Annotated in this window: 9 protein-coding genes; 8 read left to right on the plus strand and 1 reads right to left on the minus strand. The window is 33.9% G+C overall.

Annotated features, from left to right (window positions below):
* Positions 1 to 14 precede the first annotated feature (14 nt).
* From SJY34_RS10560 to SJY34_RS10590, 7 genes are all read left to right on the plus strand, one after another.
* Positions 15 to 800 (plus strand): DUF6090 family protein, encoded by a 786-nt coding sequence (locus SJY34_RS10560; protein WP_400075449.1) that lies wholly within the window; start codon positions 15 to 17, stop codon positions 798 to 800.
* A gap of 241 nt (positions 801 to 1,041) precedes the next feature.
* Complete coding sequence (locus SJY34_RS10565) at positions 1,042 to 6,618, plus strand: alpha-2-macroglobulin family protein (protein WP_400075451.1); 5,577 nt, start codon at positions 1,042 to 1,044, stop codon at positions 6,616 to 6,618.
* A 30-nt stretch (positions 6,619 to 6,648) separates the two neighbouring features.
* A complete protein-coding gene (locus tag SJY34_RS10570; protein ID WP_400075453.1) occupies positions 6,649 to 7,101 on the plus strand; it encodes a hypothetical protein in 453 nt (150 codons plus the stop codon).
* 107 nt (positions 7,102 to 7,208) lie between these two features.
* Positions 7,209 to 8,066: an SH3 domain-containing protein gene (locus SJY34_RS10575; RefSeq protein ID WP_400075455.1), complete on the plus strand. Its 858-nt coding sequence runs from the start codon at positions 7,209 to 7,211 to the stop codon at positions 8,064 to 8,066.
* A gap of 135 nt (positions 8,067 to 8,201) precedes the next feature.
* A complete protein-coding gene (locus SJY34_RS10580) occupies positions 8,202 to 8,555 on the plus strand; it encodes an antibiotic biosynthesis monooxygenase family protein (protein ID WP_400075457.1) in 354 nt (117 codons plus the stop codon).
* Between the two features lie 33 nt (positions 8,556 to 8,588).
* Positions 8,589 to 10,937 (plus strand): penicillin-binding protein 1C, encoded by a 2,349-nt coding sequence (gene pbpC / locus SJY34_RS10585; protein ID WP_400075459.1) that lies wholly within the window; start codon positions 8,589 to 8,591, stop codon positions 10,935 to 10,937.
* A 59-nt stretch (positions 10,938 to 10,996) separates the two neighbouring features.
* Positions 10,997 to 11,428 (plus strand): hypothetical protein, encoded by a 432-nt coding sequence (locus tag SJY34_RS10590; RefSeq protein ID WP_400075461.1) that lies wholly within the window; start codon positions 10,997 to 10,999, stop codon positions 11,426 to 11,428.
* Between the two features lie 94 nt (positions 11,429 to 11,522).
* Here the strand turns inward: SJY34_RS10590 and SJY34_RS10595 are convergent, their stop codons facing one another.
* Complete coding sequence (locus tag SJY34_RS10595; RefSeq protein ID WP_400075463.1) at positions 11,523 to 12,578, minus strand: endonuclease/exonuclease/phosphatase family protein; 1,056 nt, start codon at positions 12,576 to 12,578, stop codon at positions 11,523 to 11,525.
* A 139-nt stretch (positions 12,579 to 12,717) separates the two neighbouring features.
* On the opposite strand from SJY34_RS10595, the gene SJY34_RS10600 reads away from it, so the two are divergent.
* On the plus strand, positions 12,718 to 15,585 hold the full coding sequence (locus tag SJY34_RS10600; RefSeq protein WP_400075465.1) for a carboxypeptidase regulatory-like domain-containing protein: 2,868 nt from the start codon (positions 12,718 to 12,720) through the stop codon (positions 15,583 to 15,585).
* Positions 15,586 to 15,588: the final 3 nt, after the last annotated feature.

Raw genomic sequence — 15,588 nt, forward strand, 5'->3', positions numbered from 1 at the left:
TACGATACAACCTTATGAGTGAAAACAAAACAGGCAAACCTGCCTTGCCGGCAGGCAGGTACTTTAAATACGCTATTGGCGAAATTATCCTTGTAGTTATTGGGATTCTTATTGCGCTACAGATTAATAATTGGAATAACAACCGTATCGATTCAAAAAGAGAAGCTGGTTATATTAAAAATATAGAACGTGACCTTAATAATCAAATAAAGGCTATTGATAGACAAATAGACTTTGAAGCAGAAGTCGCAGATTATTGTAAAATTGCCCTTAAATCTTACACTGAAACTAATACACTTAAAATAGATAGCACTTTTGCAGTTGTCATGGGAACAATAGCTAGCAGACGTACATTCTTAAACCCTAATCCTGCTTATATCGAACTTATTTCGTCAGGTAATATTGAGCTTCTAAAAAATGAAAACTTTAAAGATCAACTCATCAATTATTACGAAGAATTAGAACGTATTGAAAAGGTTATTGACGGTAATAACTCATTATACACCGACCAAGAATTTATACCCACTGTACTTAAGCTAGGTGTTATTGATGCTAGTAAGGAATGGGAAAATATATCTAAAAGTTATGAGAGAAAATTTAGTAGCCCAAACCCTCTAACTACAGAAAACATGGAACGATTAATGACGATAAGTTCTAAACTTCTTAAAAATGAAGAAAACGAATTATTATTTGTTAATCATTTAGCATCAAGAGAAGGTTACGCTATGGTGCATCTTCTGCTCTTAACAGAATTTAAAATTCAAACCAAAGAAATATTAAATAACATTAGAGATTATTAAAATCTTTTGGAACTTCGTTGTTAAAACCCAGAATCATTCAAACTGACAATACACTAAAATTATGGCTGATTTTTTAAAAGAACTTTATTGTTAACCTGCATTTTTTGGCATTATTCTTAACTTTAAGAACAATTTAACAACAGCCCAAAGTCTAAACGCTAAAAATTTAGCGTACCTATTTAACAAGAATGCACCTACCCTCTTTTTAGATCAAAGTTTTACTTTTAAATCCGTCAACACCATGAACATCAAAAAACACCTCCGCCTACTTCTTATTCTAATAGTTGCATTTTCTTGTAAAAAAAAGCCAGTAGAAACGGATAATATTTTTAAGTATCGTGATTACATAAGTTACACCACTTCTGGATTAGTTTCTGTCGCAGATCCAATAAGAATAAATTTGGCGAATGAAATTGAAGGATGGGAAATGAATCAAGAGCTCGATGCTAGTTTAATTAAAACTCAACCTCACATTCAAGGTACCTTAAAAGCACTTAACAAGCATACACTTCTTTTTACACCAGACGAAGCTTTAGAACCAGCAACCGAGTATGCAGTTACTGTTAAACTTGGTGAAATCTATGAAACAATGCCAACAGAATTTGAAGATTATACCTTTCAATTCAAAACCATAACTCCGAGTTTTAGTATCATGACCAATAATGTACAATCGTATAGCAAAGAATGGCAGTATGTATTAGGTCAACTACGCTCTTCGGATGTTATAAATTTAGGAGATGCTAAAAAATTGGTATCGGCAAAGCAGAATAAAAAAGACCTCAACTTAGTTTGGCTAGAAATGCAAGAACCTTCTAAGTATTTTGAATTCAGAATTGATAGCATCAAACGTCAAACAGAAGACAGTAAAATTGATATCGCTTGGGATGGCAAAGCGATAAAAGCAAAAAATAAAGGGGAAAATTTTATCAATATTCTAGGGAAAAATAACTTCAGTATTATTGAAACTAAAGTCATTCAAAGTCCAGAACAGTATTTATCCATCAATTTTTCGGACCCACTAAAAAAGCAGCAAAATTTTGCAGGTTTAGTTACCATAGAAAATGTAAAAAAGCCAAAATACATTATTGATGGTAACGTATTAAAAGTCTATCCAGACACCAAATTAGTTGGTGCTATTAAAGTTGATGTGTTTACTGGCATACAAAACACAGATGGTTTCAAACTTAAAAATGCTTACTCGCAAACTTTAGCTTTTGAAGCACTAAAACCACAAGTAAGACTCATAAGCAACGGTTCCATTTTACCAAATTCCCAAGATTTAAAATTCAATTTCGAAGCCGTTAATCTAAGTAAAGTCGATGTTAGAATCATCAAAATATTTGAAGATAATGTACTTCAATTTCTTCAAGAAAATAACATGAACAGCAATTACGAACATTCCATAAAACAAGTAGGACGTCGTATTGCAAAAGAAACAATTACTCTAATAGGAGATGAAAGTTTAAATACTGGTGAGTGGAAAGCCTACAGCATCGATTTATCTAAATATTTACAAGCAGATACTGGAGCTATCTACAGAGTCGAAGTCGGATTTAAAAAAGACTATTCCTTATATGATTGTACATCAAAATCAGAAACAACAAAAATAGAAGAGGACGATTACTACGACGAGTATTACGAAGAAGATTTCTATGCTTCTGAAGAGCTTACAGAAGAAGAGGAAGAATTAAGAGAAGAGCGCTATTGGGATAATCTAAGCTACAGCTATAGAAACACCAATTACAGATATAGAGACAGAGATAATCCTTGTACAGATTCGTATTTTAATTACGGTAATCGTTCTGTATCGCTAAATCTAATAGGTTCAGATTTGGGTGTTATTGCAAAGCAAGGCAATGATTTTAATTACTTCTTTGCGGTGACCAATATCCTTTCCACAGATCCGGAATCTAGCGCTAACGTTACACTATACAATTATCAGCAACAAGAAATCGCTAAAGGCAATACCAATAATGAAGGTATCATAGAAATTGATGCCAAAAAACGTGCAGCTTTTGCTATTGTTTCAAAAGCAAAAAGTGTAAGCTATGTAAAACTTCATGATGGGAATTCTCTATCGCTTAGTAAGTTTGATGTTTCTGGAAACCGACTTCAACGTGGATTAAAAGGATACATCTATGGAGAGCGTGGAGTTTGGAGACCTGGAGATAGTTTATTCTTAACTTTTGTTCTAAATGATAAAGCTAATAAATTACCGAAAAGACATCCTGTGAAATTAGAAATCACAGATCCTGTTGGTAAATTGGTTTACAGAAAAGTCTCTGTAGATAATATCAATAATTTCTATGATTTTAAAGTCCCAACATCATCAGATTATAAAACAGGAAATTACAACGCGAAAGTTTCTGTTGGTGGAGCCAACTTTACAAAAGGTCTTAAAATTGAAACGGTAAAACCAAACCGATTAAAAATTAAAATCGATTTTGAAGATGACGTTTTAACCAATAATAAACCTCTGCAAGGAGACTTAAATGTGGCTTGGCTGCATGGTGCACCTGCTAAGAATTTAAAAGCTGAAATAAAAGCAAAATTCTCAACTTCATACACAAGTTTTGAAGGCTATAAGAATTATGTGTTTAACGATCCTACTAAAAACTTTAGTACAGAAGAAACCAATGTATTTGAAGGTTATTTAGACGCTGAAGGCAATGCAAAAGTAGACACAAAACTAAACATTGGTAAAAATGCACCAGGCATGTTAACTGCTCAATTTTTAGTGAGAGCGTTTGAAAAGGGAGGTGATTTTTCTCTCGATGCGTTTACGAAGCCTTATGCACCTTATGAAAGCTTTGTTGGTCTACAATCACCAAAAGGAAACAATTATGGGTCATTCTTTACAGATGAAAACCAAACCTTCGACATCGCCACAGTTACAGCTGAAGGCAAACCCATTCAACGTAAAAAATTAGAAGTAAAAGTTTATAAAATTGAATGGAGATGGTGGTGGAATTCCTCTTACGATAATCTTTCGAGTTATGTGTCGAGTAATTATCATAGACCTGTACAACAATATTCAATTGATACAGACGCAAAAGGAAAAGCAAGTTTCAAACTCAAAATTCCAGAAAGTGATCGTGGACGTTACCTCATTAGAGTAGTTGATCCTGTGAGTGGTCATGCCACAGGAAGAACAGCCTATTTTTATAAAAATTGGTGGTCTAATTCAGCAGGTGGTGATAAAGAAGCTGCAAAAATGTTAGTCTTCTCAACCAACAAAGACAAGTATAACGTTGGTGATACAGCAAAACTCACCTTTCCTTCTGGTAGTGAAGGCAGAGCTTTAGTAAGTATTGAAAATGGAACAGAAGTATTACAACACCAATGGGTAAAAACAAAACCAGGTGAAACAACGATTGATATTCCTGTGACTAAAGACATGGCTCCAAATGTGTTTATTAATATTTCACTTTTACAACCTCATGCGATTACCTCAAATGATTTACCGATTCGTTTATTTGGAGTGATTCCTATGATGGTCGAAAATCCGTCTACGAAGTTAGAGCCAGAGATTAGCATGCCAGATGCCATTCAACCAGAGCAATCTTACGAGATAAAAGTATCTGAAAAGAATAACAAAGCCATGACCTATACGATTGCTGTTGTAGAAGAAGGATTATTAGATTTAACCCGTTTTAAAACACCAAACGCTTGGAACAGTTTCTACGCTCGTGAAGCTTTAGGAGTTAAGACTTGGGATATTTTCGATGATGTTATTGGAGCCTATTCAGGTAGTATCGATCAAGTGTTTGCTATTGGTGGAGATGGAGCCGCTGCTAAAGGTAAAAACAAAAAAGCGAATCGCTTTAAGCCTGTGGTTACCTATTTAGGTCCATTTTTACTAGATGCAGGAAAAACGAAAACACACCAGCTCAAAATGCCAAATTATGTTGGTGCTGTGCGAACCATGGTTGTTGCCGGAAACAGTAATACCGAAGCTTATGGAAGTGCTGAAAAATCAGTGAAAGTTAAAAAGCCATTAATGGTATTGGCAACTTTACCACGTAAGTTAAGTCCTGGCGAAAAAGTAACATTACCAGTCACGGTTTTCGCTATGGAAAAGAAAGTGAAAGACGTAAAACTTACGGTGAATCTAAGTGATGGTATAACCATAAAAGGCAACAAAACACAATCGCTTCAATTTAGTAAACCTGATGAAAAAATGGTCTATTTTGAATTAGATGTAACCAAAGCAAAAGGTATCAACACCATTGAAATTATAGCCACAGGAAATGGCGAAAAATCAACTTACAAAGTAGAGATTGATGTCGAAAACCCGAATCCTTTTGCATCTCGTGTTATTGATAAAGAACTGCAAGCCAATGCAAAACAAACGATTGATTTTACAACGTTTGGAGTGCCAGGAAGTAACTCAGCAACAGTAGAGTTTTCAACCTTACCTCCTATGGATTTCACAAAACGATTGGCTTATTTAATTCGTTATCCACATGGTTGTTTAGAGCAAACCACATCTGGAGTATTTCCACAATTGTATTTAACCGATATTTTCGATTTAACGCCTCAAAAGAAAAAAGAAGTGCAACATAATATTGAAAATAGTATAAGACGTTTGGGGAGTTTCCAGCAAGCAAATGGAGGTATGAGTTATTGGATTGGTGAGAATACGGCAAACGATTGGAGTACAAGCTATGCTGGTCATTTTATGATTGAAGCTGAAAAGAAAGGATTCGTTTTACCTCTAACATTTAAGAGTAATTGGATTGCCTACCAAAGACAAGCAGCTCGTAATTGGAGACCAAGTTACCAGTCTTATCATACCGATTTTGCTCAAGCATATCGACTATACACATTAGCATTAGCTGGTGCACCAGATTTAGCAAGTATGAATAGACTTAGGGAGTTTGATGAGATTTCTAATGATGCTAAATGGAGATTAGCTGCAGCCTATGCTTTAGCAGGACAAAAAGAAGCTAGTGAGGCGATTTCAAAATCAGCAAATATCGATTTTGAAAGCACGGAATCTAATCGTTACACCTATGGTTCCATATACAGAAATAGAGCTATGGCTTTAGAAACTATGTTGCTCACAAATCATCCTCAAAAAACAGATTTAGCTAAGTCCATTGCAAAATCATTATCAAGTAGTCGATGGATGAGTACGCAAACCACAGCTTATAATCTGTTAGCATTGGGAAAAATGATTAGTAAAAGTGGTGGAAAAGAATTAAAACTAACCTATACCATCAATGGTAAATCAGAAACTATTGATACAAAAAATGGTATTGCCCAGCGCAATATTCCTATAAATGATGGAGCAAATCAAATAGCGATTAGTAATTCAAAAGACAATTTGGTTTATGTGCGAGTTCTTAATTCTGGTAAGTTGAAATTGGGTGAAGAGATGGCAGAACAAAGAGGTTTATCAATTTCAACCGTTTATAAAGATTTACAAGGCAACAAAATTGACGTGACCAAATTACAACAAGGACAGGATTTTGTGGCAACAGTTAGTATTTCAAACTTAACCCGCGATTATGTAAATGATGTGGCATTGACACAGATTTTCCCATCAGGTTGGGATATTGTAAATACAAGATTCACAGATTTTGGAGATACTACTGTGAGTAATGCGAGGTATACAGATATAAGAGATGATAGAGTCAATTTCTATTTTGATATGAATAGAAAAGGAAAGTATGGAACTAAAACTTTTACAGTAATGCTTAACGCATCTTACTTAGGAGCCTATTATTTACCTGGAGCACAAGCTGAAGCCATGTATGATGTTGATGACTACTTCGTAAGAAACAAAGGGAAATGGGTCACCGTTGAGAAGTAAAATTCCTGCGAAGGCAGGAATCTCATAACTATGAAAAAAATAGGTTTAAATATAGCATTGGTTCTAAGCTTTATATTCTTTTTAGGATGTAAGACCGATAATGTTAACGGAATTCTTTTAGAAAATAATCTGGTTGTACATCAAGATTATTCTAAAAACAAAAGGATGGTCTCATTGATAAAATCATCATTGAATAAAGACTCGAGTGCATTCAAAAGCTTGATTGAATTTTCACACGGAGGAGGTGAAAGTGGATATAATCTAGGCTATGTGATTACTCAAATTATAAATAAAATTGGAGAGGATGAAATCATAAAAATGGTATCTAAATATGACTCAAATGAATTAAACAATTTCAGAAGTTATATAGATGTTGGTCTAGAATATGGAGATAATGATTACGATGGTGAAATGGACGAGACTTACATTAAGGATGAATTTCCCAAGCTGAATAAATATTTAATGAACAAACAAAACAAGTAGATTCTGAATCAAGTTCAGAATGACAAAACAAACTAAAACTTGTTGGTCGACAGACAAGAATCCTAGAAAACAAACCGCTAAAATGTTTAACTTAAAAACAAGTAATTATGCAAAATTTAAAACAGATTTTAGCGATCGTATTAGTATTCAATTTAGCAATATTAAACGCACAAGAACAAAAAGAAGCCTATGTGGTGGCAGAGAGTGGACTATCTCTTAGAGAACAACCAGATATCAGTGCCAAAATGCTTAGTAAATTATCATATGGTGAGGCTATTGGAGTCATAGAAAAAACCAATAAAAAACTGGTAATACTAGATAGTGGAAAAAAAGTATCTGGAGAATGGGTAAAGGTGGAAACCAGAAACCATATAGGTTACGTATTTAATGGCTATTTATCAACAAATAAAATTGCAAGAACAATTCGACTAAAATTCAATGATTTGAATGTGGAAATTAAAAACTTAGCCACTAGCGACTATAAAAGATCACATAGCTTAAAAGAAGCAGATTCTACTACAATTAATGTTGATATAAGTGATAAGCCTGAGGGTAAAAATATTGTTTTAATAGAGAATGATTATAAACAAGTGAGTTTATTTCAACGCTATGAAAATAGTTTCTCTTTTATGAGTTCTGATTCTAAGTGTGATTCTAATGAATGGAAACAATTTAACACAGAATGGAAGCCCGTTAAGCAATTAAAATCCAATACTTTTGAGACATTAACCTATACAGAAAAGGACTGGATCAATTTTATTAAAACAGCTACTAAAGCAATAAAAGATGACGCTAAAAACAAATGCGGTAAAGACTGGTTAGACCATGTAAAAACTATAAAGAATATAAAAGATTATCCGGTTAGTATTTCAACTGAGCGTGTTTTTATTAAATTTATATTGACAGATTTTGAAGATAATATCACTGAAAAAATTATTGAATTTGAGATGCCAGAAGGTTCTTAAACTTACTGTCATTGCGAGGAATGAGGAACGATTGACGTGGCAATCTCAAGAAATTTAGTATTAAATAAACAGATTGCCACATCACGTAAAAAGACGTGATTCGCAATGACAGTTCAATTAAGAATTTGTATAAATATGAAAAAAAACTTTAAACCATACTTTGCTGTAATATTTACATCAACTCAGACTGAACATATCGAAGGCTATGCCGAAATGGCTGAAAAAATGGAGACCTTAGCAAAACAGCAAGAAGGTTACATAGGTATTGATAGTGCTAGAAACGACACTTCGACTGCGCTCAGTGCAGGTGTAGGTATTACAGTGAGTTATTGGGAAAGTTTAGAAGCGATTAAAAATTGGAAAGCCAATACAGAACATTTATTCGCTCAGCAAAAAGGACGTGAGCAATGGTACAATTGGTATAATGTGAGAATTTGTAAAGTTGAACGAGAATACGAATTCCTGCTAAAGCAGGAATCTGATGAATAGAACCTAAAAATATAATGTGACTGTCATTTCAATTTGAAACTAGTTAACTACATAAAACGTAATAAAATAAAATCGACAATTGTCGGAATACTTCTTATTACTTACTATTTCTGTTTACCTCAACAATTATTTAAAGATCCAACAGCCACTATTATAAGCAGTAACTCAAATGAATTATTAGGAGCATTAATTGCAGAAGATGGACAATGGAGATTTCCTGTTAGTGATAGTGTACCAGATAAATTTAAAACCTGTATTCTTCAGTTTGAAGATGAATATTTCTATAAGCATCCTGGTTTTAATCCTATTTCAATTTACAAAGCTTTAAAAGGTAATTTAAGTTCTGGAAGTGTAAAACGCGGAGGAAGCACAATAACCCAACAAGTGATTCGCTTGTCTCGAAAAGGAAAATCGCGCACCTATGCCGAAAAACTCAAGGAGCTCATTCTTGCCACACGATTAGAGTTTAGACTATCAAAAGATGAAATTTTAAACCTGTATTCAAGTTATGCTCCTTTTGGTGGAAATGTTGTAGGAATCGATGCAGCAGCTTGGCGTTATTTTAATAGAAACGCCTCCAACTTATCTTGGGCAGAAAGTGCCACCTTAGCTGTGCTGCCGAATGCACCAAGTTTGATTTATCCCGGGAAAAATCAAAAGCGATTGTTAGAAAAACGTAATCGATTACTAAAAAAATTATATGCAGAAGGTAAAATTGATGAGCTAACTTATGAGCTATCAATTGCCGAAGGTTTACCACAAAAACCTTATCCATTGCCTCAAATTGCAACTCATTTGCTTCAAAAAGTGGCAAGAGATCATAAAGGAAAACGTATTAAAACGACTATTAAAACAGCGCTACAAGAGCGAACTAATACCATTGTAAAACAGCACTACAATTTATTAAAGCAAAACGAAATTTATAATATTTCTGTTTTAGTTTTAGACGTAAACACGCGTGAAGTATTAACCTATATTGGCAATTCACCAACTGATAAAGCGCATCAAAAAAATGTAGATATTATTGATAAGCCTAGAAGCACAGGCAGCATATTAAAACCTTTTTTATATGCCTCAATGCTTGATGCTGGCGATTTATTACCAAATACTTTAGTCGCTGATGTACCGACTCAATTTGGTAGTTACCAGCCCGAAAACTATAACAAAACTTACGACGGAGCAGTCTTTGCTAATGAAGCCTTATCACGGTCTTTAAATGTGCCTGCAGTGCGAATGCTTCAGGATTTTGGTTTGGATCGCTTTTATCATTATTTAAAAGAACTTCAACTTAAAGATTTAAAATACAATGCCAACCATTATGGTTTGTCTTTGGTTCTCGGTGGTGCAGAAAGTAATCTATGGGATTTGTGTAAAAGTTATGCTGCAATGGCTTCAACTTTAAATCATTTTAACGACAACTCAAGCAAGTATTTTGACCATGAATTTACACAACCTACATACATCTATGGAGAACCTATAAATTTTGGAAAACTTAAAAATGAAAAAGACGTTTTTGATGCGGCTTCCATTTATCTCACTTTTGAAAGTATGAAACAAGTCAATAGACCAGAAGGCGATGATAGTTGGGAATATTATGATTCTTCTCAAGAAATTGCATGGAAAACAGGAACAAGCTTCGGTTTTAGAGATGCCTGGGCAATTGGCACAACAAAAGATTATGTGGTTGGTGTTTGGGTTGGTAATGCAGATGGTGAAGGACGACCAGGTTTGGTAGGTGTACAAACTGCTGCTCCTATTCTATTTGATGTGTTCGATATGCTACCAAAAAGTAAATGGTTCGATCAACCGTATGATGAAATGTTAGAAGTGAATATCTGTATAAAAAGTGGTTATAGAGCCTCTTCAATTTGTGATGATACTGAGTTAAGATATATTCAAGCTAGTGGCAGAAAAACGGCACCTTGTCCTTTTCATAAATTGTTGCACTTGGATATGTCCGAACAATTTCAGGTGAACTCTTCTTGTGAATCTATATCGAATATTAATAACAAGCCTTGGTTTGTACTTCCGCCTTTACAAGCCTATTATTTTAAAAATAAAAACCCTTTTTATAAAAGTCCTCCTCCTTATCGAAATGACTGCGCTGAATCTTCTGGAGTATCTATGGATTTTATATATCCTAATCAACAAAGCACTATTTTTTTACCCAAGGATTTTGATGGAAATACTAACGACTTAGTCTTAAAAGTAGCACACTCAAAACCAGAACTAGAACTCTATTGGTATATTGATAATCAATTTGTTGGTAGTACAAAAGACATACACGATATGGCTGTTTTACCTTCTTCTGGTGATCATATTATTACTGTTATGGATGAACTAGGTAATGAGATAAAACACAAAATTACTATTACCGAATAATCACTTTCACTTTCAAATCCTTACTTTTGTATTCATTAATCAAATAACCTAACAATCAAATGATGCAATTTTTACACTCCTATTGGGCTTATTTAGTTTTAGTCGTCTTAGTCTTAGCTACATTTAACGCACTCATTAAATTTTTTGGTGACAAAGAATTTGATGCTAAAGATTTTAGAATTTCATTGTTTGCTTTAATTACAATGCACATTCAGTTGTTATTAGGACTGATCTTATTTTTCGTAAAAGATTATTTCTCTACTATTAAACAAGTTGGTGGTATGGGAGAAGTGATGAAAAATTCAGATTTAAGAAACCTCATAGTAGAACATCCACTTACTATGATAATCGCTGTTGCATTGGTGACTATTGGTTATTCTAAACACAAAAAGAAATTAACCTCTAAACCTAAGTTTAAGATGTTAGCTATTTTCTACACTATTGCTTTGATTTTAGTGTTGGCTAAAATCCCATGGAATATTTGGTTTTAAGAATATATATGACATAAAAAAAGCGTTAAGAAATTTCTTAACGCTTTTTTTATGTCTTTAGAGAGTTTCTCTAATTCTCAGTTTTCTTGGATTCCTATTTAACTTCTTTAATAAGATAAACATACACTGGAAAGTGATCGCTAAAACCTCCTGTAAAACCCCCATCTGCAAAACTTCTAAATGGGTAACCTTCGTAACGCCCTCGTTTATTAGATAAGTATGCTTTATTGTAAATGCCTGCTTTCCAAAATCTGTATGATGAATAGTCATCTTCTAATAGGGGCTTAGTCATCATAATCTGATCAAATAAACTCCAGGCATCTCTATAAGCTGTAGTTCCGTAACCTTTTTCTGTAAACATCTTTTCGAAAGGATTGTATATGCCCTTTAAAGGCACATCTTCTTTATCTTTTTTTGCTTTTAAAACGTCTTTTACGCTATCATTAGTTGGGTCATCGTTTAAATCTCCCATTGTAAAAATTTTAGCATAAGGATCTTTAGACTGTAAAGAATCGATTAATCTTTTATTTAATTTAGCCGCAGCTACTCTTTTGGGTCTGCTTCTAGCTTCTCCACCGCTTCGAGATGGCCAATGATTCACTAAAACATGTATTAAATCACCATCTAATTTTCCACTTACTAACAGTTGATCTCTCGTATAAACCCGCTTTCGAGTTAAATCATCGTATATTACTAATTCATGAGAACTTTCATTTATAGGTTGAAATAAGTCTTTTTGGTATAATAAAGCTACATCTATACTTCTTCTGTCGGGTCCATCAAAATGAATGATTCCATAATCTTTACCTAAAAGCAATGGATCATTTACTAAATCTTCTAAAACTTGTCTGTTCTCTATCTCACAAACTCCAATTATTGCAGGTGAATTATTTGCTTTATCACTACCTATGTTCGCAACGACACGAGCCATATTTTTTATTTTTTTCTTATAAATCTCACTACGATTGGCTTTAATCTCCATGATGGGACTAGCCTCATCATATTTTTCTGGATCATTAATAGTGTCAAATAAATTTTCTAAATTGTAGAACGCTACAGTATGTATTTTAAAACGTTTCTCTTCTTGAGCTTGAAGATTTGAAACACTTACTAATACAAGTAGAATAAAAAGTGATTTTAATAATTGCATAGTTGATATCTTATCGCATTGTTATGTTCAAAGCAAATTGCTTGCCAAAAGTATGTATTTCTTATAAATAATGTACATTTGAATGCCCTTAAATGTAAATGTTAAGGGAATCTTAAATTAAATCAATATCATATTAGGCATGAAAAAAAGTTTTTTACTCTTTCTGTTCACAATTGCCTTTTCACTAACAAGTTTTGCGCAGCAAACCATCGTTAAAGGAAGTGTTTTGGACGGAACTACAGGAGAACCAATTCCTGATGTAACAATTACTATTGAAGAAACCTTACAAACAACTAAAACCGATGCCAGAGGAGAATTCAGTTTTACGGTAAACGTACCGCTTGGGGAACAAGTTTTAAAGATTGAAAAAGTAGGTTATGTTACAAAACGTTATCCCATTGTCGTAAACGAAGGTCAAACTGTTGATATCAGTGGTATGACTTTAGATTTTGATAGTAGTGATAAAAAAGACTTATTTGTGATTTCTATATCGGATGCAAATTTAAATAGTGAAGATGACGGCTTAACGGATAATATTTCTGGACTATTACAAGCCTCTAGAGATGTATTCCTTAGTGCTGCAGCATTTGATTTTAGCGCTACATTTTTTAGACCTAGAGGTTTAGACAATGCCAACGGTAAAGTGCTTATTAATGGCATAGAAATGAACAAGCAATTTAATGGAAGACCACAATGGGGAAATTGGGGAGGCTTAAATGATGTACAACGTAACCAAGAATTCTCAATGGGTATATCTGCCAACGATTATAATTTTGGTGATTTAGCAGGTACCAATAATATTGTGATGCGCGCCTCAAAATATAGAAAAGGTGGACGTGCTTCTTATGCTTCTGCCAATCGAAGTTATACCGGAAGAATAATGGCCAGTTATAGTTCTGGATTGTTAAAGGGTGGTTGGTCGTATTCTGTTTTAGGCTCTCGACGCTATGGTGAACAGGGTTTTATTGACGGAACGCTTTACGATGCTAATTCATTCTTTATTGCCGTTGAAAAACAGCTTAATGATAAACACAGTTTAAACTTTACAGGTATATATGCCAGTAATAGACGTGGTCGTTCTACCGCAATAACCGAAGAAGTTTTTAACTTAAAGGGAAGAGAGTATAATCCATTTTGGGGAGATTTAAATGGCGAACAACGCAATTCAAGAATGCGAGAAATTAATGAGCCTATTTTAATGTTAAACCATTATTGGGACGTATCCTCTAAAGTAAAATTAAACACTAATATTGCTTATCAATTTGGAAAGATAGGAAATACACGTATAGACAATGGTGGTACACGACGTGTTACATTTAATGGAGAAGATACTTATATTGGTGGTGCACGTAACACAGATCCTACATACTACCAGAATTTACCAAGTTACTTTTTAAATGTCGGAGGTGCACCAGAAGCATCAGATTACCAACTAGCTTATTTAGCTGAGCAAGAATTTATCAATAACGGTCAATTTAATTGGGAAAACATTTATAGAGCAAATATTAACTCTACTGCAAGAGGGCACAATGCTATATATGCTTTACAAGAAGACAGAATAGATGATAAGCAACTAAGCGCAAACATATTATTAGATGCAGAACTTGCCGATAATATAAAACTAAATGGTGGATTAAATTTTAGAAATCTAAAGAGTGAAAATTACGCACTGATTAAGGATTTATTTGGAGCTAATGGTTATTTAGATGTCGATTTCTTTGCGGAAGAAATAGATCCAAGTCAAAACATTAGTAACCTAGCACAATCAGATATTAGAAACCCTAATCGTATTGCCGGAGAAGGTGAACGCTACAAATACAATTACGAAATAGATGCAAATGTAGTTAGTGCATTTGCACAAGCGCAGTTTAAATACAGCAAAGTAGATTTTTATGCCGCTGCCAATATGTCTCAGACTAGTTACCAGAGAAACGGTCTATATCAAAATGGGTATTTTGAAGATAACTCTTTCGGAAAAAGTGAGAAAGTAGACTTCTCTAATGTAGGTATTAAAGCTGGTGCTACATATAAAATTACCGGAAAACACCTTATCGATTTTAATGCAGTTTATATGACGAAAGCACCAAGTATTAGAAATACATTCGAAAACGCAAGACAAAACAACGAGCTTATCAATGATTTAAATAGTGAAGTCATTACATCTGTAGACGCTAGTTATATATTTAGATCACCAATTGTAAAAGCACGTCTTACAGGTTTTTATTCAACATTTGAAGATGGAACAGATATTGGATTTTATTATACCGAAGGAAGTTCTGGTGCGTTTACCCAAGAAGTATTGACTAATGTGAATAGAAGACATATTGGTGGAGAATTTGGTATAGAAGCACAAGTTACACCAACAATTAAATTGAAAGGAGCTGCTTCGGTGGGACAATATATATTCACAAACAATCCAAATATGTATTTATCTGGTGATGATTTTGAAGAGGACTTAACTTACGGTGATGGTAAAACGTATCTTGAAAATTATCATGTCGCTGGTGGTCCCGAACGAGCTTATCAAATAGGATTTGAATATAGAGACCCTGACTATTGGAATGTTGGTGTTACAAGTAACTTCTTCTCTAATGCGTATGTAGATGTAAACAATCTAAAGCGATCAGGGCGTTTTAATACCAACCTTGACCTAATTACTGAAGATAGATACAGAGAAGGTGGAAACATCTCGGGTTATGGATTTAGTGATTACGATGAAGCCATTGCAAGAGATTTATTAAGACAAGAGCAATTTGATGATTACATGCTTGTAAATATAATTGGAGGAAAATCTTGGAGGGTAGATGATTACTTTATTGGGTTCTTCGCAACAATAAATAATGTATTCAATCAACAATATAGAACAGGTGGTTTTGAGCAGGCTCGTAGAGTAGATTACAGAAGTCAATTAACTGAACAAACCAATGAAAATGGTCCAGTATTTGGCAATCGTTATTTCTACGGAAATGGCACAACATATTATTTAAACGTATACGTAAGATTCTAAAAA

This window comes from Winogradskyella sp. R77965 (genome assembly GCF_044594915.1).
In the GTDB taxonomy this organism is placed as follows: domain Bacteria; phylum Bacteroidota; class Bacteroidia; order Flavobacteriales; family Flavobacteriaceae; genus Winogradskyella.

Coding starts and splice junctions, on each gene's coding strand:
- SJY34_RS10560 (WP_400075449.1), top strand. CDS start 15: ATGAGTGAAAACAAAACAGGCAAACCTGCCTTGCCGGCAGGCAGGTAC.
- SJY34_RS10565 (WP_400075451.1), top strand. CDS start 1,042: ATGAACATCAAAAAACACCTCCGCCTACTTCTTATTCTAATAGTTGCA.
- SJY34_RS10570 (WP_400075453.1), top strand. CDS start 6,649: ATGAAAAAAATAGGTTTAAATATAGCATTGGTTCTAAGCTTTATATTC.
- SJY34_RS10575 (WP_400075455.1), top strand. CDS start 7,209: ATGCAAAATTTAAAACAGATTTTAGCGATCGTATTAGTATTCAATTTA.
- SJY34_RS10580 (WP_400075457.1), top strand. CDS start 8,202: ATGAAAAAAAACTTTAAACCATACTTTGCTGTAATATTTACATCAACT.
- SJY34_RS10590 (WP_400075461.1), top strand. CDS start 10,997: ATGATGCAATTTTTACACTCCTATTGGGCTTATTTAGTTTTAGTCGTC.
- SJY34_RS10595 (WP_400075463.1), bottom strand. CDS start 12,578: ATGCAATTATTAAAATCACTTTTTATTCTACTTGTATTAGTAAGTGTT.
- SJY34_RS10600 (WP_400075465.1), top strand. CDS start 12,718: ATGAAAAAAAGTTTTTTACTCTTTCTGTTCACAATTGCCTTTTCACTA.